The organism is Lacibacterium aquatile, from assembly GCF_042683105.1.
In the GTDB taxonomy this organism is placed as follows: Bacteria; Pseudomonadota; Alphaproteobacteria; order Elsterales; family Elsteraceae; genus Lacibacterium; species Lacibacterium aquatile.
Genome location: NZ_JBHUIP010000003.1, coordinates 39494 through 62780 on the forward strand (window position 1 = coordinate 39494; position 23287 = coordinate 62780).

Genomic DNA, 23287 nt, shown 5'->3' on the forward strand with positions numbered 1-23287 from the left:
TGGAAACGGAGAGGACTTTCGCCGAGGCGGCTTGTTTTGCCTATTGGCGTTTTTGACATCTTTGATAGTGTTATTGCCATGAAGCTGCAGGTCCTCGCTCTGGATGGTCTGCTCGATACCGGGCTTGCCGTCGTGCTCGACGTCTTCACGGCCGCCAATGAATTGGCGGCGATGCTGGGGCTTGCCGTGCCTCCTTTCGAGGTGCGGATCGTCGGCATCCGGACCCGCGTGAAGACGGCGCAGGGGCTGACGGTGCCGATTGCCGGGCGGCTGGATCCCGCTGCTGCCGATTGGCTGGTGGTGCCGGCGATCGGCTACAAGATGCCGGACCTGCTGGTGCCGGCGCTGGGCCGGGCCGATATCCGCGAAGCGGCGGGGGTTCTGCGGGAAAGTGGCCTTGCCGGGACACGCATCGCGGCGGCTTGCGTCGGCACCTTCGTGCTGGCGGAAAGCGGGCTACTGCAAGGGCGGGAAGCGACAACCACCTGGTGGCTGGCACCGCTCTTCCGGCAGCGCTATCCCGGCGTGGCATTGGAAGACGACCGCATGCTGGTGCGGTCGGGCGATCTGGTGACTGCCGGGGCGGCGCTCGGTCATATGGATATGGCGCTGTGGTTGGTGCGGCAGGTCAGCCCGGACCTCGCCAGCATCGTGGCGCGCTATCTGATCGTCGATCAGCGCCCGGCACAGTCGGCCTATGCCATTCCCGATCACCTCGCCCATGCCGATCCTATGGTTGGAAAATTCGAGCGCTGGGCGCGTAGCCATCTGGCGGAAGGTTTTTCGCTTGATGGCGCGGCGAGCGCGGTCGGAGCCAGTAAGCGTACCCTTGCCCGGCGTCTCGGCCAGGTGCTGGGCAAAAGCCCGCTCTCCTATTTCCAGGACCTGCGGGTCGAACGGGCAGTGCATCTGCTGAAGACCACCAGCAAAAGCCTGGAACAGATCGCGGCCGACGTCGGTTATGCCGATGGCGTGACCTTGCGGACTCTGCTGCGCCAACGTCTGGGGCGCGGGGTGCGTGAACTCAGATCCGGTACCGAAGGATAAGGAATGACTACAGCCGCCGATATCATCCGCCTGCTCGGCATGCAGCCGCACCCCGAGGGTGGGCATTATGTCGAGACGTTCCGCGACCCAGAGACTGATGCCGGCGGTCGTTCCCGCTCGACGGCGATCTATTTTCTGCTCCAGGCGGGCGAGCGCTCGCATTGGCATCGGGTGGATGCGGTCGAAACCTGGCATTGGCATGCCGGGGCGCCGTTGGTGCTGTCGATTTCGGAAGATGGGAAGGGACTGTGGGATATCCGCCTGGGTCCCGATCTTGCGGGTGGTGAGCGGCCACAGGGGATCGTGCCGACCGGAGCGTGGCAGGCGGCAATCTCCAGCGGCGACTGGACGCTGGTCGGCTGCACCGTCGCACCGGGTTTCGAGTTTTCAGGCTTTGAACTAGCCTTGCCGGGCTGGGAGCCCGGCTGACCTGTCTCGTGGGCCTACCGGGCTTTGCCCTGCTTGAGGCCGATTTGCGTTGGCCTATCGCTTCGCTACTTGAGGCCTAGCCCTTCGCGAACCATTCCTCAAGCGCGGCCTTGGTGCTTTCGCCCACATGCAGACCCAGCTTGGAGCGGCGCCAGAGCATGGCTTCGGCCGTGCCTGCCCATTCCACACGCTTCAGGTAATCGGCTTCCACTTCATAGACGCCGCCGCCGAAATCACGGCCCAGATCGTCGAGGCTCTTGGCGCCATTCAGCATGGTCGCCATGCGGGTGCCATAGGCGCGGGCATAGCGATAGGCCAGTGCAGGGGGCAGGAAGCCATAGCGGCCCGAGATTTCCTTGGCAAAGCCCTCGAAGTCCGCGCCGGAGATATCGCCGCCGGGCAGCGGCTGCATACCGCTCCAGGTCTTGGCGCTATTGCCCAGCAGGGGCTGCAGCTTTTCGACCGCATGTTCGGCAAGCTTGCGATAGGTGGTGATCTTGCCGCCGAAGATATTCAGCAGCGGCGCGCCGCCCTCGGCAGTATCGAGATCGAGCACATAGTCACGCGTGACGGCCGATGCGTTGGAAGAGGCATCGTCATAGAGCGGGCGCACGCCGCTATAGCTCCAGACCACGTCCGATGCCGTAATGCTCTTCTGGAAATAGCGGCTGGCGATGGAGCAGAGGTAGTCGGTTTCTTCGGGCGTGATGGCGACCTTGCCGGGATCGCCCTGGATCTCAATATCCGTGGTCCCGATCAGCGAGAATTTGCCCTGATAGGGGATCACGAAGACGATGCGCTTGTCGTCATTCTGCAGGATGAAAGCCTGATCGCCGTCATGCAGCTTCGGCACGACGATGTGGCTGCCCTTGATCAGGCGGATGCGCTTGTCCGAATTGATGCCCAGGCGGCTGCCCAGCACATCCATGACCCAGGGACCTGCGGCATTCACCAGGGCGCGGGCGCGCACCTCGAAGGTGGATCCGTCCGGGCGGGTGAGGGTGCCGATCCAATGGCCGCCGTCGCGGCGGGCCTGGGTCAATTTGGTGCCGACATGCAGCACGGCGCCGCGCTCTGCTGCATCGACGGCATTGAGGGCGACGAGGCGCGCATCTTCGACCCAGGCATCGGAATAAACGAAAGCCTTGTCGAATTCGTTTTTCACGCCCTGGCCATAGGAGTGCTTGGACAGGCGGATCCCTTCGGAGGCGGGCAGAATGTCCCGGCCGCCGAGGTGATCATAGAGGAAGAGCCCGGCGCGGATCATCCAGGCGGGGCGCAGATGGGGCTGATGGGGCAGTACGAAACGCAGCGGCCAGATGATGTGCGGCGCCATCTTCAGCAGAACTTCGCGCTCGATCAGGGCCTCGCGTACTAAGCGGAATTCATAATATTCGAGATACCGCAGGCCGCCATGGATCAGCTTGGAGGAGGCGGAGGAGGTCGCCGCTGCCAGATCGCGGGCTTCGCACAATACGACGGACAGGCCGCGTCCGACGGCGTCACGGGCAATACCCGCGCCGTTGATCCCGCCGCCTACAACCAGCAAATCGACCGTTTCCGCCATCGTTTGATCTTTCGTTTTTAGGTTTTCACGAAGCTATAAACGAAATTGCGGCGATAAAAAAGAAAATGGAACGCGAATCTGCTCCGCATTCCAGGCGGGTCAGACGGTCGCCGGTGAGGCTGGTTCTTATGAGAGCTTGAGGTCTGTCGGGCGCCCGACTAAACTGCCCGCCGTTTGTAAGACAGTTATCGAGTGTCATGGCCCATATTTCGACCCGTTTCCGTCTCGTCCGTATCGCTGCTCTGGCGGCCCTAGCCCTTGCTGTATCGGCCTGCTCGGCCGATCAACGGCGGTCGATGGGACTTCAGCGCACCCCGCCGGATGAATATGCGGTCGTGGCGCGCGCCCCCCTCGAACTGCCGCCGGATTTCGGCCTGCGTCCACCCCGTCCGGGGGCTCCGCGCCCGACCGAGCAGACCACGGCCCAGCAGGCCCGTGTCACCATCTTCGGCCCGGAAGCCAAACAGCCGGAAATGCTGGCCGGTCGCACGGCTGGCGAGGCAGCCCTGCTGCAAAAAGCCGGGGCGCCGAACGCCGACCCCAACATCCGTGAGACTGTCAATCGCGAGTCGACGCAGTTGGCCCGTGAAGAGACCGATTTTGTTGATAGCCTCGTCTTCTGGCGGGCCGCCGACCCCGCGGGTGTCGCGGTGGATCCGACTGCCGAAGCCAAGCGCTTGCGGGAAAATTCCGCCCTGGGTCAGCCGGTGACGGAAGGCGAGACGCCGTCGATCAAGCGCCGTAGGCGCGGCATTCTCGAAGGTTTGCTCTAGAATATTTCAGGAATAGTCTGCGGCCCGGACGGAAACCCGGCGGGCCGCTCTTTTCATCCGGTACCCGCGACGCTATCTCCATGGCGGGAACGCAAGGGAGAAGGCATGTCACTCAGCCGAAATCTGATCGCGGCTGCGGCCATTTTGGTCGCTGTGCCGATGGTGGTCTCGTCCGCCCAGGCCGAATTGTTTCGCCCCCAGACTTTTACCCTGGCCAATGGGCTGGAAGTAATTGTCGTCGAGCGCGCTGGCGCAGCGGCCGTTCAGCAACTGCTGGTCTATAAGGTCGGTAGCGCCGACGAGGCGGCCCAGCAGTCCGGGATCGCGCATTATCTTGAACATCTGATGTTCAAGGGTACCCCCAATACCCCGCCGGGTGTGTTCGATAGGGCGGTAGCGCGGCAGGGCGGGCGGCAGAATGCCTATACCAGCTATGATCAGACCGGCTATCACCAAACGGTGCCGACCGAGCAATTGCCGGAGATGATGCGTCTGGAAGCGGATCGCATGGCGGGTCTGGTCCTGAGCGACGCCAACTCCAAGCCTGAACTGGATGTGGTGCTGCAGGAGCGTCGCCAGCGCACGGATACGCCGCCCTCCGGCCGCATCGGGGAACAGGCGCAGGCCGTGCTGTTCCAGCATTCCGAATATGGCACCCCGATCATCGGCTGGGAGCATGAGATCCGGGCGCTCGATTGGCATATCGCCCAGGACTTCCATAAGACGTGGTACGCCCCGAATAATGCCGTGCTGATCATCGACGGCGGGGTATCGGCGGCGGATGTGAAGCGCTGGGCCGAGGAAACCTACGCCAAGGTTCCGTCCCGCCCGGTGCCGGAACGTATGCGCAAGGAAGAACCGCCCAAGGCCGCCGAAGTGCGCCTGGAACAGGAACATCCGGCCGTCCGTGATCCTTCTTTCAGCCGTCGTTGGCTGGCACGTGGCCTAGGGCAGCGGATTACGAACAATCAGCCGACGACAGAAAGCTATGCCCTGCAGGTCCTGGGCGAAGTCCTGGGCGGCGGGGCCAATTCGCGGCTCCATAAGGCCCTGGTGCTGGAGCAGAATTTGGCCAGCGGCGTTGCGGCCTCCTACGATCCTAATCGGCTTGGCTGGTCCAGCTTCGTGGTCTGGGGCAGCCCGGCCAGCGGGGTTGCGCGCGACAAGTTCGAGGCGGCCCTTGCCAAGGAACTGGAACGTCTGATCGCCGACGGCGTGACGGAAGCAGAAGTCGATGCCGCGACGGCCCGTATCGAAGCCTCCACCGCCTATAGCCTCGATGGCATCGGTGCCGCGGGGCGGATTTTCGCCTCCACCATTTCTGTCGGTATCCCCGTCTCCGAGGTTGAGGCATGGCCTGACCGTATTCGCGCTGTGAGTGCCGCCGATGTGACGGCGGCGGCGCGCGCTATTCTCGGTCAACCCGCTGTGACCACCTGGCTGAAGCCGAAGGAACTTTCGTGATGATCCGCCCGCTGCTTCTTGCCGTCTTGCTGCTGCTACCTGCGGCGGTACAGGCGACTCCGAAGATCCAGATGGTGCCGCTGAAAAACGGCCCCACTGCCTGGCTGGTGGAGGATCGCTCGGCCCCGGTCGTCACGATCCAATTTGCCTGGCAGTGGGCCGGCAGCCTCAGCGAGCCCAAGGATAAGAGCGGCCTTGCCCGCTTTACCATGGGGATGCTGGACGAAGGGGCCGGGGATCTGGACAGCGGGGCTTTCCAGGGGAAGCTTGATGATCTGAATGCGTCGATGGATTTCGGCGCTGGATCGGAAATTCTGAGCCTGACCGTGCGGTCGCTGTCGGCCAATCTGCCGCAGACCATGGCGCTGGTGGGTGATGCGCTCGCCAAGCCGCGTTTCGATCCGCCGGCCATCGAACGGGTGCGCGGCCAGCTGCGGCAGTCGTTCGCCCAGAGCCTGGAAAACGGCAATGCCCTGGCAGGCGAGGTGCTGTATGCCGCGCTCTATCCCGATCATCCTCTGGGACGAGGCACGCGCAACAGCTTTGCCGCCCTCGACAGCATCAAGCGCGAGGATCTGGTCGATTTCGCGCAGGATCGGCTGACCCGGTCCGGGTTGATCATCGCGGTTGCGGGCGCCATTGATGCGGAAACCCTGCGGGTAACTCTCGACGTGGTGCTGGAAAAGCTGCCCCAGGGCAAGCCCTATCCCAAGCCTGCCCCAGCCGCCATGAAGTCGGGCGGGCAGACTTTGGTCATGGAGCGGGCGCTGCCTCAAAGCGCGATTATCTGGGCCATGCCCGGCGTGCGACGCCTGGATCCCGATTATCTGCCCGCAGCCCTGCTGGCCCATACCCTGGGCGGCGGCACCTTCACCAGCCGCCTCAAAGATGCGGTGCGCGAGCAGAAGGGGCTGGCCTATTCGGTGTCCGCGGGGATTGCCGCATCCGAAGTGTCGCCGACGCTTTCGGGCGGGGCTTCGACCTCCAATGCCAATGCGGCGGCGGCGGTCGCGACGACCCGCGAAGTGCTGGAAGAGCTGCGCCAAAAGGGCGTGACGGCCGAGGAATTGAACGAGGCCAAGGATTATACTGTCGGAGCCATGCCTTTGCGGCTTGATTCCACCAGGGCAATTGCTGGAACGTTGCTCGGTCTGCAACTGGACGGGCTGCCGCCGAGTTATCTCGATACTCGAACGGCGGATATCAGAGCTGTGACCTTGGAACAGGTAAACAGCCTTGCTCGCCGTTTGCTGGACCCCGCGAAGCTGACCTTTGTCGTCGTCGGTCAGCCCGCAGGCCTCACCCCGACGACCCGCTTGCCGGAAGGATTCTGATGCCTTTCTCCATCGATACCCGGTACCTGCACCAGGGAACCGTTTCCGCTGCCCGCTATGCCGACGTGGCCAAGCGTGCGCCCAAGGCGCTCGATTGGTTGCGCGCTGCCAAGGATAGCGGCGCCCTGCCGCTGTTGCATCTGCCCAACCAGAGCGACGACCTGAAAGCGCTGGAGCCGCTGGCGGCCCGTCTGCGCGCCAACTTCGACCATGTGCTGGTGCTGGGCACCGGCGGTTCGTCGCTGGGTGGCAAGACCCTGGTTCAGCTGCAGGATCGCGGCTTCGGCCCGGTCAAGGGTTCGCCCAAGCTGCATTTCCTCGATAACGTCGATCCGACCACCTATGACGATTTCTTCGCCGCGACCGAAGGCTCGCGCGTCGCGGTGATCGCCATCTCCAAGTCCGGTACCACGGCCGAAACCCTCAGTCAGCTCATCACTGTGCTCGGCCGTCGGGGCGAAGCGGGGGCCAAGGACTGGCTGGTCGCGATCACCGAGCCGACCGATAATCCGATGCGCCGCCTAGCGACCCGCCTGGGTGCCACGGTGCTGGAGCATGACCCCAAGGTCGGCGGTCGCTATTCCGTGCTGTCGCTGGTCGGGCTGCTGCCTGCCATGGTCGCGGGTCTGGATGCCTATCAGGTGCGCGCGGGCGCCAAGTTCGTGCTCGACCGCGCCCTGGCTGCCAAGTCTGCCGAAGATTGCCCGGCTGCTGCCGGTGCTGTCTGGAACATCGCGGGCGAGGAAGAGGGCGGCAACACCACGGTCATCATGCCCTATGTGGATCGTCTGGCCGAATTCGGCCTGTGGTTCCGCCAACTCTGGGCCGAAAGCCTGGGCAAGGAAGGCAAGGGCACGGTGCCGGTGCGCGCCATGGGCACGGTCGATCAGCATAGCCAGGTGCAGCTCTACCTCGGTGGGCCGAACGACAAGCTCTATACGGTGGTGACCGAGCCGACCCGTAATGTCGGCGACAAGCTGACCAACGCGGGCGATCCGGCCCTCGATTATCTCGCGGGCCGCACCATGGGCGACCTGCTGGATGCCGAGGCCCGCGCCACCTTCGAGACCCTGGCTCGCAACAAGCGCGCCGCCCGTCTGATCGCGTTGGAAAAGCCCGTCGATGCCTATGGCCTCGGCGGACTGCTGATGCACTTCATGCTGGAAACCATGCTGGGCGCCCAGCTGCTGGGGATCGATGCCTTCGATCAGCCGGCCGTGGAAGAAGGCAAGATCCTGACCCGCCAGTACCTGAAGGATATGGGCGCCTAAATGGCAACCATCCGACTGCTGCCGCCGACGCTCGTCAACCGCATCGCTGCCGGTGAGGTGATCGAGCGACCGGCGGCCGCCGTCAAGGAACTGGTGGAAAATGCCCTCGATGCCGGGGCGAAGCGTATCGACGTCACGGTGCAGGAGGGCGGCAAGGCCCTCATCTCCGTGGCGGACGATGGCGGCGGCATGTCCGCCGACGAAATGCGCCTCGCCATTGAGCGGCATGCCACCTCCAAGCTGCCGACCGACGATCTCCTGGATATCCATACCCTGGGGTTCCGGGGTGAGGCACTGCCGTCCATCGGGGCGGTAGCGCGCCTCGGCATCACTTCCCGTCAGCCGGGGGCGGAGAATGCCTGGCGGCTGATGGTCGAGGGCGGCAGTGTGGGGGAGGTCGAGCCGACCTCCTTCAATATCGGCACAAGGGTCGAGGTTCGCGATCTCTTCTACGCGACGCCTGCACGCCTGAAGTTTCTCAAAAGCAACCGCTCCGAACTGGATGCCATCCGCGATATCGTCGAGCGGCTTGCCATGGCACGGCCAGAGGTTGCCTTCTCGCTGACTGATGGCGCCCGGAGCTTGCTGAAGCTACCGGCAGAGAGCGACGAGGCGGCGGGGCGTCTGCGCCGTCTGGCGGCGGTGCTGGGGCGGGATTTCGAGCCCAATGCCCTGGTGGTGGATGCGGAACGCGAAGGCGTGCGACTGACCGGCCATATCGGCCTGCCGACCTTCAACAAAGCGACATCGACCAGCCAATATCTGTTCGTTAATGGCCGTCCGGTCAAAGACAAGCTGCTGACCGGGGCGGTGCGCGGCGCCTATATGGATGTGCTGGCCCATGACCGCCATGCGGTGGTCGCGCTCTATGTGGATCTGCCGACCGAACTGGTGGACGTCAATGTCCATCCCGCCAAGACCGAAGTGCGCTTCCGGGAAAGCGGGCTGGTGCGCGGGTTGATCGTCGGGGCGCTGAAGCATACGTTGGCGGCAGCGGGTCAGCGGGCATCGACCACGGTCGGTCTGGCCGCCCTGACCGCCTTCAAGCCGGACGCGCCGGTGCAGACGAATTTCACCAGCTGGCGCCCCAGCGGCTATGCCTATTCCCCCAGCGTGCAGGCCAACGAGGCGGCACGGGAGTTCCAGGCACCTTGGGACAGCTCTCCCTCCTGGAGTGCGTCGCCCTCCGTTGGTTCTGCCGGAGATTTCGCGCCTGCAGCCCGCGTGGTGGAGGCCACGCCGGAGGGCTATGAGAGCTTCCCGCTGGGGGCTGCACGGGCGCAGCTTCACAATACCTACGTCCTGGCCGAAACCACCGACGGCATGGTGTTGGTCGATCAGCATGCCGCCCACGAGCGTCTGGTGTTCGAACGCTTGAAAGCCGGCTTGGCGGCCACCGGCATTTCGCGGCAGATGCTGCTGATCCCGGAGGTGGTGGAGGTCGGCGAGGTTGCCGCCGGTCGTCTGGCCGCTGCCGCCGAAGGCTTTACCCAACTGGGTCTTGTGATCGAGCCCTTCGGTCTGGGGGCGGTGCTGGTGCGCGAAACTCCGGCGATGCTGGGCGAGGTGGATGCCCAGGCTTTGATCCGCGATCTTGCCGAACAGCTTGAAGAACTTGGCGATGGCTTCGCCCTGGCCGATGCTGTGCAGCATGTGGCGGCGACGATGGCCTGCCACGGGTCGGTGCGGGCCGGGCGCCGCTTGACGGGACCGGAGATGAACGCGCTGTTGCGGGAAATGGAAAGCACGCCGAACTCCGGCCAATGCAACCACGGGCGGCCGACCTATGTACGGCTTACCCGCAGTGAAATAGAAAAACTGTTCGGACGCCGATAAGGTTGGTCTTTGTGGCCTACCGCACTTCGCGCTGTTTGAGACCGGATCGTAATTTATTCATAAGTTCTGAATATTAATGGCCTGTTTGTTGCTTTCGTAACAAAGGGGTTAATTGTTTTTGCACTTGGGAGCTAGGCGTGACGCAGCCGGAACGCATTATCGAACTATCTCGGCAGGTGGGGGAGATCGCCGAGAGCAAGATTTCGCAGATCAATCAGATTACCCGGGAAACCCGTATCCTTGCCCTGAATGCCCTGATCGAATCGGCCCGTGCCGGAGAGGCTGGGAAGGGTTTTGGCGTGGTTGCGTCCGAAGTGAAGGTGATTTCCGAGCGGATCACCCAGATCGCCCAGCAGCTTTCGACCGAACTTGCAGGCTCGATCACTGAACTGTCGGTGCTGGGCGAACGGCTGGTGCGCCATGTCCGTGGTCAAAGATTAAGCGACCTTGCCTTAAATATGATCGAAATCATCGACCGTAACCTCTATGAGCGGTCGTGCGACGTGCGTTGGTGGGCGACCGATGCTGCCGCCGTGGATGCTTTGGAACAGCCGGGATCCGATAGCGCGCGCCATGCCTCGCGCCGCCTGGGCGTGATCCTGAATTCCTATACCGTCTATCTCGATCTCTGGATTGCCGATGCCAGCGGCCGGGTGATCGCCAATGGTCGCCCGGAAACCTATTCGAGGGTTATCGGCGCCGATGTGTCGGGGACCAGCTGGTTCCGGGCCGGTATGGCGACCGCGTCGGGCGATCATTATGCCGCCTTCGATATCGAGCGCTCGGCCCTGCTGGATAACCGTCAGGTCGCGACCTATGCAACCGCCATCCGCAGGGGTGGCGAGAGCAATGGCGCGCCGATTGGCGTGCTGGGCGTCTTCTTCGACTGGGAGCCCCAGGCCGAAGCCGTGGTTCAGGGGAGCCATCTCAGCGATGACGAACGCCGGACTACCCGCTGCCTGTTGGTCGACAGCCAGCATCGGGTGATTGCCGCGTCCGATGGGCGGGGCGTTCTGTCGGAGATCGTGCCGCTTGATACCAGCCGTCAGAAGACCGGATTTATCCAGAAGGACGGCAAGATCACCGGCTTTGCCCTGACGCCAGGCTACGAGACCTATCGTGGTCTGGGCTGGTATGGCGTCGTTGTGCAGGACGCCGGGGTCGAGGAGTAGATCAAAGACATCGTCACCCCGGGACTTGATCCCGGGGTCTCCTCCGGTGAACCCTCTTATGCCGCGTCATCCTCGGGCTTGACCCGAGGATCCATCTTTCAGCGAGCCGTGAAGAGCCAGAGTTTGGCAACCACCCTGGATCCTCGGGTCAAGCCCGAGGATGACGAGACTTCTAAGGAAACGCCCTCGGAGGAGATACCGGCCTGGGATCAAGTCCCGAAGTGACGGGCTTCTTGCGTGAAATTACCCGAAGAGCGCGGCGCCCAACGCCAGCCCCACCAGCACCCAGATCGGCCAGGGGACGACGGCCCTGGAGTGTCGCTGTTCCTCCGCTCGCTCCAGGCTGGAGGGGTCGATGGCAGCGCCTTCCTTTTCCAACCGCTGGGTCAGGCGATCCATGGCAGCGACAAGGCGCGGCAGGCGTTCGACCAGGGCGATGCCGTCTTCGACCGCCTGACCAACACGGGCAGCAGGGCCGCGATGGGTCATCATCCAATCTTCGATCAGCGGCTGGGCCAGTTCCCACATATTGACGCTGGGGTCGAGCTGGCGGCCCATGCCTTCGGCCATCAACATAGTCTTCTGCAGCATCAGCAGCTGGGGCTGGGTTTCCATCTGGAAGGTTTCGGTGATCTGGAACAGCTGGGCCAGCAGACGCCCCAGGCTGATCTCCGACAGCGGACGCCCCATCAAAGGTTCGCCGATGGAGCGAACGGCCTGGGTGAAGAGCGGCAGCGACTGGTTGGCAGGGATGAAGCCGGCATCGAAATGCACCTGGGCCACGCGCTCATAATCGCCGTTCAGGAAGCCCAGCAGCATGTCCGCCAGGAAATAGCGGTTGCGCTTATCAAGGCGCCCCATGATCCCGAAGTCGATGGCGATGATCGCCCCGTCCTTGGGATCGACGAAGGCATTGCCCGCATGCATGTCCGCATGGAAGAAGCCGTCGCGGAAGACCTGATTGAAGAAGGCGCGCGAGGCATTGCCCAGGGCAATGCGCGGATCGACCCCGGCGGCTTCGAAAGCCTCCACATCGCCGACACGGATGCCAGACACACGTTCGAGCGTCAGCACGCGGCGGCCGGTGCGCTCCCAATCCACCTTGGGAATGCGGAAGCCGGGGTCACCCTCGAAATTCTCTGCCAGTTCGGAGGCGGCGGCGGCTTCGAACCGCAGATCCATCTCGATCTGTACCGATTCGCGCAAAGTTTCCACCACGGCGCGGGGCTTCAGGCGCCGGAACTTCGGTTGCCAGCGTTCGATCAGACGGGCGCCGAGGTCGAAGAGGTCCAGATCGTCGGCAAACTGCTTTTCGATCTGCGGGCGCAGGACCTTCACCGCTACCGGACGGCCATCGGTCGTTACAGCGAAATGCACCTGAGCGATGGAGGCGGCGGCGACCGGGACATCGTCGAACTCGGCGAAAAGCTCGCTCAAGGGGCGACCCAGTTCAGCCTCAATGGTGGCGCGGGCGGCCTCGGACGGGAAAGGTGGCAGGCGGTCCTGCAGTCCGGCGAGATCGATCGCAACCTGTTCACCCACCAGATCGGCGCGGGTCGAGAGGGTTTGTCCGGCCTTAATGAAACTCGGCCCCAGTTCCTGGGCGGCGAGCGCCAGACGCTGACCGATGCGCAGATGGCGGGTCTTGCGCGAGCGGAAGAAGGGGTTGAGCAGGCGCAACGCGCCGGGGGCGGCCCCCAACTCGATCAGGGCGCCGAGAATATCGTAGCGCGCGAAGATGCGGGCGATGCGGAACAGCCGCCGCGCCCGGCGGGACGCCGGGGCTGCCATGGCTTAGAGCCGCCAGCCGCGATGGATGGCTGCGATGCCGCCCGACAGATTGCGATACTCGACCTTCTCGAACCCGACGGCTGCCATGCGGGCTGCCAGTTCATCCTGCGGCGGGAAGCGGCGGATGCTTTCGACGAGATACTGATACGCCTCGCGGTCGCCCGCCACCTTGGATCCGATGTGGGGCAGGATATTGAAGGAATACCAGTCGTAGAATTTATCGAAGCCGGGCACCTTCACCTGACTGAATTCCAGGCAGAAGAACCGGCCGCCGGGCTTCAGGACGCGGCGCATCTCGGCCAGGGCCTTGTCGATCTCGGTGACGTTGCGCAAGCCAAAGGCGATGGTGCAGACATCGACGCTACGGTCAGGCAGCGGCAGAGCCATGGCATCGCCCACGATATAATCGAGACCCTTCAGCAAGCCCTTGTCGATCGCACGGTCGCGGCCGACCCGCAGCATCGCCTCATTGATATCGCACAGAGCGGCGGAAGCCGTCGGCGCACGCTCCAGGAAGCGGAAGGAGATATCGCCGGTACCGCCCGCCACATCCAGCAGGCGCTGACCAGCCCGCGGGGCAATCCAGTCGATGAGGTCGTTTTTCCACAGGCGATGGACGCCGACGCTCATGAGATCATTCATGAGGTCGTAGCGGCTGGCGACACTGTCGAAGACATCGCGGACCAGCGATGCCTTTTTCGACGGATCGACCGGCTTGAAGCCGAACCACTGGCCTTCGGCTCCGGAGACGGATCCGGCGGAATTCTGATGTGTGTTCTCGGTCATAGCGGCCGGACCTTATCCTGAAATCAGCCGCCGCGCTATGCGGCTGGTTGACCTGCCTGCCACGTCACACGGCTATTGTACCGCTTGCCGCGTTATGCGGCCGGATGAGCCGAAGGGGGCGGTGCCGTCGCAGGCAATGGCGCATCGATCACCTCAACCTTGGTGCCGACAGGAACCGTCGGGAACAAGGCGGCAATATGGTCGGGATGCATGCGGAAACAACCCGACGACGCGGCGCGCCCGATCGAGCGCGGATCGTTGGTGCCATGGATCGCGTAATAGGTCCATCCGAGATCCAGGGCAAAGGCCCCCAGCGGATTACGCGGGCCGGGCGGCACGGACACCGGCAGGCTCGGGTCGCTCTTGCGCATGGTCGGGGTCGGATGCCAGGTCGGATTGCGGCGCTTGCGCACCACTTCGGAGACACCAAACGGGATGATGCTGCGCTCGCGACCGATGGCCACCGGATAGGTGACGGGCTCGCTGCCATCTGCCGGGAAGTAGCGCAGTTTGCGCTGGGGCACCGAAATCACGATATAGCCAGGCGCCGGGTGCGCCTGGGCGGTGTTAAGTGGCGGCGCGCCGTCGGTATGAGGCAGCGGACTCGATGGGGCCGGGGTCACGGCCAGAGACTGTGGAGCCGGAGCGGCGGGGGCCGGAGTTGGCGCGGCAGGCGGTGCCGGCGGCGTCACCGTGATCGGCACGGCCTCGGGCAAGGGCGCACTTCTGGGCATCAGTGACGGCACCGGCGGCACGGCGCCCGGTTCGGGGATGAGATGCACCGGCACAGGATCAAGCCGTGGCGCAGGCGGTGCGGGCGGCAGGTTGCGCGATGCTTCGATCGGGGCGATGGCCCTGGCGGCAGGTGGCGCTGCTTGCGGAACAGGTGTCGATGCGAGGGGCGCTGGAGCCGATGGCACGGAAGCTGGTGGGGTTGGAGCGGGTGCCATGGCAGCTGCTGGTGGCGGTTCCTGCGGGGGCTGCGCCGGTTGGGCCTGCGGGGTGGCGGCGATCAGGGGCTGCTCTTCAGCGCCGGGCCGATCCTCGGGCGCGCCGCGATAGCCGTAATGCACCACAGTCTCAGGGTCGATCGTCTGTGTATTGCGGTCTTGCCAGATCAGCAGTCCGGTCCCGCCGACGAAAGCCGCCGCGAGCGTCCATAAGCCTGCAAAGATCAAAGTGTTACGAGTCGACATCACAGCATAGTATCAGCTTGAAACTGCGGGCGCATCGATAAATGCGTTAAGATTTTTCGACGGTACTTGTCTGACAAGTTGGCGGCGGCTAGGGTGCTGATCCCCCCTGTGGCGCTGGATATTTCCCGACATGATGCCGATTCTTGATCCCTTGTTTTATCTGTGCGCCATTCCGGCTGTCCTGATCATGGGCATCAGCAAGGGTGGCTTCGGGACCGGTTTCGGCATTGTCGCAACGCCGCTGATGGCCCTGATGGTCGGCCCGACCGAGGCAGCGGCGATCATGCTGCCGATCCTGTGTGTCATGGATATCGTCGGTCTGAAGACCTATTTCGGGAAGTGGGATAACCGGAACATGAAGATCCTGCTGCCTGCAGCGGTGGTGGGGATCGTGATCGGCCATTTCACCGTGGATCTGCTGTCCGAACGCTGGATCCTGCTGCTGCTGGCCGGGCTGTCTTTCGGGTTCCTGGCCTTCCGGGCGGTCGCTTACAAAATCGCGCAGCTCGATCCCAAGCCGCCGCGTCTGGTGCCGGGTTTCATCTGGGGAGCACTGTCCGGCCTGACCTCCTTCGTTGCCCATGCGGGCGGGCCGCCGGTCGTGATTTATCTGATGCCCCAGCGCCTGGATAAGCAGGTTTATGTGGCGACCAACGTGATCTTTTTCGCGGTGGTGAATTACGTGAAGCTGATCCCCTATTTCCTGGAGGGGCGCTTTCCGATCCAGACGCTGGCGACATCCGCCGTGCTGATGCCATTGGCGCCGGTGGGGGTGATTCTCGGCATGCGGCTGGTCAATTGGCTGTCGGACCGCTGGTTCTATGGCCTCTGCTATATCCTGTTGGGATGCACGGCTGTCAAACTGGCCTGGGACGGCATCTTCTGGACTAGTTGACCACCGGGATACCGGGTCGATAAAACAGCCCCATCTGTAGCCCACGCGCGATCATGTCCGCCCGGTTGACCAGTTCATCGGCCAGAGGCGGGGTGAAGGTTTCGCGTGCCACTTCCCCGAAATGACCCAGCCATAGCGGGAAATGATCTGGACTGATACCCGGAACCGCCATGTGTGCCGGCATTGGGCGGCCATTATACAGCTTGGTCTTCAGCAGAATATCCGACCAGAAGTCGACGAGCTTCTCGAAATGCTCCGACCAGTCGCCATCGCCTAAGCGCCCGACAAAGATCGGCCCCAGGTCGGGGTCGGCACGCAGGCGCGTGTAGAAATTGGTGATCAGGCGGTGCAGCGACACGCGGGAGAATTCATCGTCCATTCCTGCAATATCGGAACAGGGATCACGGCGTTCAAGCGCCAGTCTTACGCTCAAGCTGATTATGCGATTTTTTTTGGTTAAGCCTTATTACGGGTATGGGTTTTTTACTTAAAGACTTCAGAAGATATCGCAAGGGTTCGTGTATTGTTGATTAGTTAAATTCTATTAATAATAATAAATTAAGTAAAGAAAGAGTTATATTTCGCATAGTAAATAAAAACTGGCAATCAATTCATGATGTGAGTAACGCTATTACACAAGAGGATCAGTAACAATGGTCCGACAATGCAATTGGGGGTGTGTAATATGCGTTTGGCTGCTACTCTTTTTTTCGCGGTGCTACTTGCGCCGGCCTTTGTTTCTGCAGAAGAGTTGCAACTGGTAACAGGCAATGAGTATGAGCCTTATACCGATCAGAAGCTGCCCGAGGGCGGTCTTGCGACCGAAATCGTGCGCGCGGCTTTCGCCAAGGAAGGCCATACGGTGAAGGTAGAATTCGCGCCCTGGAAGCGTGGCGCCGAACTGGCGGCCAAAGGCGAAGTGGCGGCGACTTTCCCTTATGTCATCAGTGAAGAACGCCAGAAAACCTACAATTACTCTGAACCGATGCTGTTTTTGCAGCAGATCCTGAAGGCCAATCCCGCCTCGGGCATCACCAGTGCCGATCCTGCCTCCCTTAAGGGTAAGCGTATCTGCCTGCCGCTGGGGTATTCGACTGTGAAGACGGTGCAGCCGCTTGTCGATTCCAAGGAAATCATCCGCAGTGAACTGCCGGATATGAAGTCCTGCATGCAGCATGTGGCGAGCGGCCGCTCGGACTTCCTGATCATCGACAAGATCTCCGGCGCCATCGCCATGTCGGCGGCCCAGCAGACCGAGGCTTCGTTCAAGTCTTTCCCGGTCGAAAACGCCACCAACACGCTGCATCTGATCGTGGGCAAGGAGCGGGCCGATGGGGCGAAGGTGCTTGCCGCTTTCAATGCAGGTTTTGCCAAGCTGAAGAGTGGGGGCGAACTGGCCGCCATCATAAAGAAACACGTCCCGGGTTATACGGAGTAATCCGGCGAATTGAGGCGACGTATGCCGATCTCTTGCCCGGTTAAAGAGATCGGCATCCTTTCGGGACATTGAGCATGAAGATCAATCTACAGGCCCGCGTGGCCGCCCTCATCTCGCTGGTTGTAGCGATCATCCTGATCGCGGCAGGCGTGCTGCTATACAACCGCGCCCAAGCAGAGCGAGAAGCCGCGCTGAAGGCGATCCTGGTCCAGGTGACCGAGATGCAGGCCGGGGCGATGGCCCGCCCGCTCTGGGATTTTAACACAGGTCAGATCGAAGCCATCCTTGCCTCCCTGGCAGGGGATCGGAACTTCGTGGCCGCCACAGTTTTCGATGCCAAGGGCAAGCGCACGGCCGGTAAGGGCGACGAGGCGAAGTCCGAGGGTATCCTGGTCCAGGAAGCGGACATCATCTATGTCGAGGAGACCAAGAAGGAATCCCTCGGCAAGCTGAAGGTCATCTACAGCACCGACGGCATCCGCAAGGCGCAGTCCGAACTCTTCTCGACCATTGCCATCGGCCTGCTGATCGTGCTGGCGGCAACGGCTATTGCCGTGACCATGGCTTTCCAGATGATCGCCCGCCCCCTGCGTCAGATCATCGGCGTCATGGGCGAACTGGCCTCGGGCCGCAAGGAACAGGATATCCCGGCCCTGGGGCGCCAGGACGAGATTGGGCAGATCGCCCGTGCCGTCCAGGTCTTCAAGGAAAATGCCCTCGAAATCGACCGGCTGAATGCATCGGCGGAAGCCGAGCGCATCCAGACCGAGGAGAACCGCAAGGCGGTGCTGGCCCGTCTGGCAGATCGTCTGGTTGCTTCGGTCGGTCAGGTGGCCAAGGACGTCTCCAATGCCTCGGGCGCCATGACCCAGACCGCGCAGGGTCTGGTCGGTACGGCGGCCCTGGTGACCGAACAGGCATCGGTGGTGGAAGCCTCGGCCCGCGAAGCTAGCTCCAACGTGGAATCGGTGGCGGCAGCGACGGAAGAATTGCGGGCCTCGATCTCCGAAATCACCAGCCAGCTTGGCCATTCGTCCAATATCGCCGGCAGTGCGCGCAATCAGGCCGAACAGGCCGGGCGGACCATCACCGGTCTCGTCACGGCGGCGAAGGAGATCGGCGACGTCCTGGGGCTGATCAACGCGATTGCGGCCCAGACCAATCTGCTGGCACTGAATGCGACCATCGAAGCGGCGCGCGCGGGCGAGGCGGGCAAGGGCTTTGCGGTCGTGGCGTCGGAAGTGAAGAACCTCGCCGGTCAGACCGCCAATGCAACCGACCAGATCGCCCAGCAGATCTCGGCCATCCAGACCGCAACGCGGGCAGCGGTGGGCGATATCGAGGCTATCCATACCACCATTGAAGAGCTGAATCAGATCGCGGCCTCGGTCTTCTCCTCAGTTGAGATGCAGGATGCCGCCACGGCGGAAATCGCCCGCTCGATCCAGGAAGCCGCCCGCGGCACGGGTCACGTCTCGTCCGGGATCGGCGAGGTCAATACCGCCGCCCAGGACGCCAGCATGGCCTCGGGCACGGTGCTGTCCGCCGCCCAGACCCTGACCAGCAGCGCCGATACCTTGCAGGTTCAGATGCGCGACTTTGCTGAGCAGATCAAGGAAGCCTCCTGACACCCATCCTCCCTGTTGGGTAAACTCAAGCCGTCCGGCAGCGATGCCGGGCGGCTTTTCTTTTGAGGAAGGGTTCGGACGATGAGCACCGGACGTAAGTTGATAGTTCTTGGTGTCTTGTCCCTCCTGATTGGAGGCGGCTTTGCCTATCTGGCGTCAACGGCGGGCTATGGCCGTTGCGTTCAAAGGGAAGCCGGTCACGCAGCGCTTGATCTTTGTTTCGATAGTGGCGCCCTGTCGCTCCTGGTCTGGTTTGCCCTAGGCCTGATGGTTACAGGTGCTTGTGGTTTGATGTGCTGGGGGCTCTGGGCTGTTCGACGTTATTTGCCCGGGGAGCGTTTCACGGCATGTACTGCGATCTTATGCGTGGTGGGTGCGATGCTGTTGGCTGCCTATGGGTTAGGTGAAGACTTCTGGGCCATCGACAGTTGCCTCGATGGAGGTGGGCTCTGGAATTACGACGAGAGAACCTGCGAAGGGGCGGCACCATGAAATGGGTGACGGCATCAGCGTTCTGCGTCGGCTTGATCGTCGGTGTGCTCTCCCTGATGGTAGCCTTCTCGCATAACTCCCAGGGTGCCTACATCGACACCGAAACTGGTTCGGTGGACCTAAGCCAAAGCGCCATTCTTTTTCTGGTGAACGGCGGTATCGCCTTCGTGCTGGCCTGGGGTCCAATTGCCATTCTGGCCAGCCTCTTTCTTTTCATTAGACAGCGGTTTGGCCAATGACGTTACGCCTAGCCGTTTCCGCCCTCGCCTGGGGGAAGACCGACGATCCGAAGATGCTGGCGCGGCTGGTTCAGGCGGGCGTGACGGGTATCGAGGTTGCGCCGTCCAAACAATGGGGGCCGGAGTGGCACCTGTTGACTCGGGCGGAATGGCGGGCGTTTGCGGCGCGACTGGCCGATACCGGGTTGAAACCGGCGGGTATCCAGTCGCTGCTCTATGGGCTCCAAGGCTCGATCTTTGGCCCGGAGGCTCCTGCAATTGCCGAGCGGTTGAAGCTTTGCCGCGAACTGGCGCTGGAGATCGGGGCGCCGCATCTCGTCTTTGGGTCGATGAACAGCCGGAAGCGGGGCGATCTTTCGCCGGAAGAGGCGATGGAGCGGGCGGCGGCGTTCTTCGCTCCGCTAGCAGACGATGCCTGCCCCTTGCTGATCGAGCCGATCCCGAGCGCCTATGGCTGCGACTTCATCAATACCACGGTTGAGGCTGCGGCTTTGGCGGTGGTGGGAAAGATGGGGCTGCATCTCGATAGCGGCACCAGCCTGATGTCGGGCGAGGATCTGCCCGCAATAGCGCGCGACTATGGGGTGCAGGCGGCCAATGTGCAGATCAGCGGACCCCAGTTAGGCGCACTGGACGGCGATGTCGAAGGCTTTGTCAAAGGGCTCCAGCGAGCCGGTTATCGGGGCTGGATATCCGTCGAAATGCTGGAGACGGTGGGTATAGAGCCTTGGTCACAGCTCGCACCCGGCATAGCGCGGGTCAGCGCCGCAGCTTCTGCTGCTTGCGGGCAATGACGCAGCCTTTTATGCTCGCGCGGTTTTTGGAATTCTCCGTCGGCGCCAAAGGGGCGAATTAGAATGTCGAAGAAAGTTAAGAAGGTCGTTCTGGCCTATTCGGGCGGCCTCGATACCTCGGTCATCCTGAAGTGGCTGCAGGAAACCTACGGCTGCGAAGTCGTCACCTTCACCGCCGACATCGGCCAGGGCGAAGAGCTGGAGCCGGCGCGCAAAAAGGCCGAAATGCTCGGCGTGAAGCAGATCTATATCGACGATCTGCGTGAAGAATTTGTGCGCGACTTCGTGTTCCCGATGTTCCGCGCCAATGCGCTCTATGAAGGCTGCTATCTGCTCGGCACCTCGATTGCCCGCCCGCTGATCTCCAAGCGTCAGATCGAAATCGCCCGCGAAGTCGGCGCCGATGCGGTGGCCCATGGCGCGACCGGCAAGGGCAACGATCAGGTCCGTTTCGAGCTGACCTATTACGCGCTGCAGCCTGACATCCAGGTCATCGCGCCCTGGCGTCTCTGGGACCTCAACAGCCGCACCAAGCTGATCGAATACGCCGAGAAGAACCAGATCCCCATCGCCAAGGACAAGCGCGGCGAAGCCCCCTTCTCGACCGATGCCAACCTGCTGCATATCTCGGCCGAAGGTAAGGCGCTGGAAGATCCGTGGCAGGAAGTCGAAGAATTCGTCTATTCCCGCACCGTTTCGCCCGAACAGGCACCGAACGAGCCGGAATATGTCGAGATCGATTTCGAAAAGGGCGATCCGGTTGCCGTCAATGGTATCCGTCTGTCGCCCGCCAACCTGCTGGCCAAGCTGAACGAGCTGGGCGGCAAGCATGGCGTCGGCCGTCTCGATCTGGTCGAAAACCGCTATGTCGGCATGAAGTCGCGCGGCGTTTACGAGACCCCGGGCGGTACCGTCTGGATGACCGCGCGTCGCGGGTTGGAAAGCATTACGCTCGACCGTGGCGCGGCTCATCTGAAGGACGAGCTGATGCCCAAGTATGCCGAGATGGTCTATTTCGGTTACTGGTATTCGCCGGAACGCGAAATGCTGCAGGCGATGATCGACAAGAGCCAGGAACGCGTCACAGGTACCGTCCGCATGAAGCTCTACAAGGGTTCTGCGACCGTTGTCGGCCGCAAGTCGCCCTTCAGCCTCTATCGCCAGGACTACGTTACCTTCGAGGCCGACCAGGTCTATAATCAGAAGGATGCCGAAGGCTTCATCAAGCTCAGCGCCCTGCGTCTGCGCCTGCTGGAACTGGCCAAGCAGCACCAGAAGGGCTAAGGCCCGGATACTGCTGAAAAGAAAAGGGCGCCGGTTTCGGCGCCCTTTTTTTGTTTATTGCACAACGCACCTTTGCGCTTCAGCCAGCCACTTCCCGCCCAGTTCGAGACAGGTTCCCCCGGCATCGCTGGTCCACATGTCGATGGCCTGAAAGCCGATGAAAATCAGCAAGACGGCGATGGCGGTATAGCCCCCGGCAAACAACACAAAGTTTCGATATGCACTAAGACGTCCCGACGGCGCGAGAGCACCCGTCGGCCTATGATAAGCAGACATTGCAAACGCTCTCCCCCAACGGCCTCTGACCAGGCCGTATGCAATTTCAGCTGATTCTGAATATTCTATTATTCATTTTCCCAGACGGAATCTTTGTAACTTTGACGGGAATCGCTGTCAACCGTTGGTGATGAGATCACATCCCGCCTGGGACATCTGCAACTGGGCGGCGGCAAGGGAGCCGTTGAGATCAATCGCCCGGCAGCTATGCAGCAATACGCGGACCTTGAACCCGGCCGCCCTGGCATCCAGGGCTGTCCAGGCGACGCAGAAGTCGGTGGCAAGCCCGCAGATATCGACGCTATCAACTCCTAAAGACCGCAGATATCCCCCCAGTCCGGTGTCACTGGTCCGGTCTGCCTCCTGGAAGGCGGAATAGCTGTCGACACCCTTATGGATGCCCTTGCGCAGGATCAGGCGGGCATGCGGAATATCGAGGGCTGGATGAAATTCCGCCCCAGAAGTTCCCTGGACACAGTGATCCGGCCACAAGACCTGGGGGCCATAGGACAGGGAGATTTGTTCGTATGGCGAACATCCCGGATGGGAGCTTGCAAAAGAGGCATGCCCCGCCGGATGCCAGTCCTGGGTCAGGACGACATTGGCATAGTCCCGTGCCAGCCGATTGATCGACGGAACGATGCTGTCGCCATCGGGAACCGCCAGCGCACCGCCGGGGCAGAAATCATTCTGCACATCCACAACGAGTAGCGCCGTTTTGCGTCGGCCTACCGCGCTTTGCGCTGCTTGAGGCCGCTCCATCCTCAAATCCCCAGAACATCGCGCATGGAGTATTTGCCGGGCGCCTTGCCCTTGGTCCAGAGGGCGGCGCGCACGGCACCAGCGGCGAAGATATCGCGGCTGGACGCCTTGTGGGTCAGCTCGACCCGCTCACCTTCACCGGCGAAGATGGCGGTATGCTCGCCAATGACGTCGCCGCCGCGCAGGGTCGCAAAGCCGATGGTGCCTTCGGGGCGGGCGCCGGTATGGCCATCGCGCGAGCGCACGGATTGTTCGGCCAGATTGACCCCGCGCCCGCGTGCGGCGGCTTCGCCCAGATACAGCGCGGTGCCCGACGGCGCGTCGACCTTGTGGCGATGGTGCATCTCGACGATCTCGATATCGAAATCCGTGTCGAGGGTGCGGGCCACCTGCTCGATAGCTGCCGACAGCAGCACCACGCCGACGGCCATGTTCGGCGCCTGGACGATCACCGTCTGGTGGGCGGCGCTATCGATCGAGAATTGCTCGTTCGGGCCGATGCCGGTGGTGCCGATGACCAGCGCGGTCTTATGCACCCCTGCCAGCACGGCATGGCTGGCGGTGGCGACCGGGGCGGTGAAGTCGATGACGACATCGGCGGCAGCGAAGACGAGCGCTGGATCGCCGGTCATGGCGACGCCGATATGGCCGATGCCCGCCTGCACACCGGCATCCTGGCCGATGAGGGGGCTGCCCGACCGCTCCAGCACGCCGACAAGATCGACACCCTTCGTCTTGCGGACCTGGCGAATGAGCATCTGCCCCATCCGGCCTGCGCCGCCGCAAATTCCGATCTTCATGGCCTGCCTCCCT

General features: G+C 62.5%; 23 protein-coding genes. 15 read left to right on the forward strand and 8 right to left on the reverse strand.

All coding sequences use genetic code 11. The features are described from left to right. The first annotated feature begins 78 nt into the window (after positions 1-78). Both ACFSM5_RS02060 and ACFSM5_RS02065 read left to right on the forward strand, forming a co-directional pair. Complete coding sequence (locus tag ACFSM5_RS02060; RefSeq protein ID WP_379874569.1) at positions 79-1047, forward strand: GlxA family transcriptional regulator; 969 nt, start codon at positions 79-81, stop codon at positions 1045-1047. A 3-nt stretch (positions 1048-1050) separates the two neighbouring features. Continuing rightward, complete coding sequence (locus ACFSM5_RS02065; protein WP_379874570.1) at positions 1051-1476, forward strand: cupin domain-containing protein; 426 nt, start codon at positions 1051-1053, stop codon at positions 1474-1476. 76 nt (positions 1477-1552) lie between these two features. Here the strand turns inward: ACFSM5_RS02065 and glpD are convergent, their stop codons facing one another. Continuing rightward, the gene (glpD, locus tag ACFSM5_RS02070) at positions 1553-3043 is read right to left on the reverse strand and encodes a glycerol-3-phosphate dehydrogenase (RefSeq protein WP_379874571.1); all 1491 of its coding nucleotides are present in this window, start codon (positions 3041-3043) and stop codon (positions 1553-1555) included. A gap of 197 nt (positions 3044-3240) precedes the next feature. On the opposite strand from glpD, the gene ACFSM5_RS02075 reads away from it, so the two are divergent. The 6 genes from ACFSM5_RS02075 to ACFSM5_RS02100 all read left to right on the forward strand — a co-directional run bounded on the left by ACFSM5_RS02075 (position 3241) and on the right by ACFSM5_RS02100 (position 10893). Continuing rightward, complete coding sequence (locus ACFSM5_RS02075; protein WP_379874572.1) at positions 3241-3816, forward strand: DUF3035 domain-containing protein; 576 nt, start codon at positions 3241-3243, stop codon at positions 3814-3816. 105 nt (positions 3817-3921) lie between these two features. Then, a complete protein-coding gene (locus ACFSM5_RS02080) occupies positions 3922-5280 on the forward strand; it encodes a M16 family metallopeptidase (RefSeq protein ID WP_379874573.1) in 1359 nt (452 codons plus the stop codon). Continuing rightward, entirely contained in the window at positions 5280-6614 is a 1335-nt protein-coding gene (locus ACFSM5_RS02085; protein ID WP_379874574.1) for a M16 family metallopeptidase, read from the forward strand. Before ACFSM5_RS02080 ends, ACFSM5_RS02085 begins: the two co-directional genes overlap by 1 nt. Then, complete coding sequence (locus ACFSM5_RS02090) at positions 6614-7885, forward strand: glucose-6-phosphate isomerase (protein WP_379874575.1); 1272 nt, start codon at positions 6614-6616, stop codon at positions 7883-7885. The genes ACFSM5_RS02085 and ACFSM5_RS02090 overlap by 1 nt, the downstream gene beginning before the upstream one ends. Next, a complete protein-coding gene (gene mutL, locus ACFSM5_RS02095) occupies positions 7886-9721 on the forward strand; it encodes a DNA mismatch repair endonuclease MutL (RefSeq protein ID WP_379874576.1) in 1836 nt (611 codons plus the stop codon). Between the two features lie 137 nt (positions 9722-9858). Beyond that, positions 9859-10893: a methyl-accepting chemotaxis protein gene (locus ACFSM5_RS02100; protein ID WP_379874577.1), complete on the forward strand. Its 1035-nt coding sequence runs from the start codon at positions 9859-9861 to the stop codon at positions 10891-10893. A 243-nt stretch (positions 10894-11136) separates the two neighbouring features. Here ACFSM5_RS02100 and ubiB read toward each other — a convergent pair whose 3' ends face one another. The 3 genes from ubiB to ACFSM5_RS02115 form a co-directional block, all read right to left on the reverse strand. Next, a complete protein-coding gene (gene ubiB / locus ACFSM5_RS02105) occupies positions 11137-12684 on the reverse strand; it encodes a 2-polyprenylphenol 6-hydroxylase (RefSeq protein ID WP_379874578.1) in 1548 nt (515 codons plus the stop codon). 3 nt (positions 12685-12687) lie between these two features. Then, positions 12688-13470 carry a bifunctional demethylmenaquinone methyltransferase/2-methoxy-6-polyprenyl-1,4-benzoquinol methylase UbiE gene (ubiE, locus tag ACFSM5_RS02110; RefSeq protein WP_379874579.1) on the reverse strand — a complete coding sequence of 261 codons (783 nt, stop codon included), beginning with the start codon at positions 13468-13470 and terminating at the stop codon, positions 12688-12690. Between the two features lie 92 nt (positions 13471-13562). Continuing rightward, on the reverse strand, positions 13563-14666 hold the full coding sequence (locus ACFSM5_RS02115; RefSeq protein WP_379874580.1) for a L,D-transpeptidase: 1104 nt from the start codon (positions 14664-14666) through the stop codon (positions 13563-13565). A 130-nt stretch (positions 14667-14796) separates the two neighbouring features. Between ACFSM5_RS02115 and ACFSM5_RS02120 the strand changes: the two genes are divergently transcribed. Continuing rightward, positions 14797-15561: a sulfite exporter TauE/SafE family protein gene (locus ACFSM5_RS02120; protein ID WP_379874581.1), complete on the forward strand. Its 765-nt coding sequence runs from the start codon at positions 14797-14799 to the stop codon at positions 15559-15561. Here the strand turns inward: ACFSM5_RS02120 and ACFSM5_RS02125 are convergent. After that, positions 15554-15940, reverse strand: coding sequence for a group III truncated hemoglobin (locus tag ACFSM5_RS02125; protein ID WP_379874582.1), 387 nt, complete (start codon positions 15938-15940; stop codon positions 15554-15556). The genes ACFSM5_RS02120 and ACFSM5_RS02125 overlap by 8 nt on opposite strands. Positions 15941-16246: 306 nt before the next feature. On the opposite strand from ACFSM5_RS02125, the gene ACFSM5_RS02130 reads away from it, so the two are divergent. The 6 genes from ACFSM5_RS02130 (at position 16247) to ACFSM5_RS02155 (ending at position 21436) form a co-directional block, all read left to right on the forward strand. Beyond that, the gene (locus tag ACFSM5_RS02130) at positions 16247-16999 is read left to right on the forward strand and encodes a substrate-binding periplasmic protein (protein WP_379874583.1); all 753 of its coding nucleotides are present in this window, start codon (positions 16247-16249) and stop codon (positions 16997-16999) included. Between the two features lie 74 nt (positions 17000-17073). Further along, entirely contained in the window at positions 17074-18627 is a 1554-nt protein-coding gene (locus ACFSM5_RS02135) for a methyl-accepting chemotaxis protein (protein ID WP_379874584.1), read from the forward strand. An 81-nt stretch (positions 18628-18708) separates the two neighbouring features. Further along, on the forward strand, positions 18709-19119 hold the full coding sequence (locus ACFSM5_RS02140; RefSeq protein WP_379874585.1) for a hypothetical protein: 411 nt from the start codon (positions 18709-18711) through the stop codon (positions 19117-19119). Next, a complete protein-coding gene (locus tag ACFSM5_RS02145) occupies positions 19116-19358 on the forward strand; it encodes a hypothetical protein (RefSeq protein WP_379874586.1) in 243 nt (80 codons plus the stop codon). The genes ACFSM5_RS02140 and ACFSM5_RS02145 overlap by 4 nt, the downstream gene beginning before the upstream one ends. Continuing rightward, on the forward strand, positions 19355-20152 hold the full coding sequence (locus tag ACFSM5_RS02150; protein ID WP_379874587.1) for a sugar phosphate isomerase/epimerase family protein: 798 nt from the start codon (positions 19355-19357) through the stop codon (positions 20150-20152). The genes ACFSM5_RS02145 and ACFSM5_RS02150 overlap by 4 nt, the downstream gene beginning before the upstream one ends. Positions 20153-20215: 63 nt before the next feature. After that, positions 20216-21436 carry an argininosuccinate synthase gene (locus ACFSM5_RS02155; RefSeq protein WP_379874588.1) on the forward strand — a complete coding sequence of 407 codons (1221 nt, stop codon included), beginning with the start codon at positions 20216-20218 and terminating at the stop codon, positions 21434-21436. A gap of 54 nt (positions 21437-21490) precedes the next feature. Here ACFSM5_RS02155 and ACFSM5_RS02160 read toward each other — a convergent pair whose 3' ends face one another. The 3 genes from ACFSM5_RS02160 to dapB form a co-directional block, all read right to left on the reverse strand. Continuing rightward, the gene (locus ACFSM5_RS02160; RefSeq protein ID WP_379874589.1) at positions 21491-21643 is read right to left on the reverse strand and encodes a hypothetical protein; all 153 of its coding nucleotides are present in this window, start codon (positions 21641-21643) and stop codon (positions 21491-21493) included. Positions 21644-21829: 186 nt separating this feature from the next. Next, entirely contained in the window at positions 21830-22474 is a 645-nt protein-coding gene (gene pncA / locus ACFSM5_RS02165; protein ID WP_379874590.1) for a bifunctional nicotinamidase/pyrazinamidase, read from the reverse strand. Between the two features lie 2 nt (positions 22475-22476). After that, the gene (dapB, locus tag ACFSM5_RS02170) at positions 22477-23274 is read right to left on the reverse strand and encodes a 4-hydroxy-tetrahydrodipicolinate reductase (RefSeq protein ID WP_379874591.1); all 798 of its coding nucleotides are present in this window, start codon (positions 23272-23274) and stop codon (positions 22477-22479) included. Positions 23275-23287: the final 13 nt, after the last annotated feature.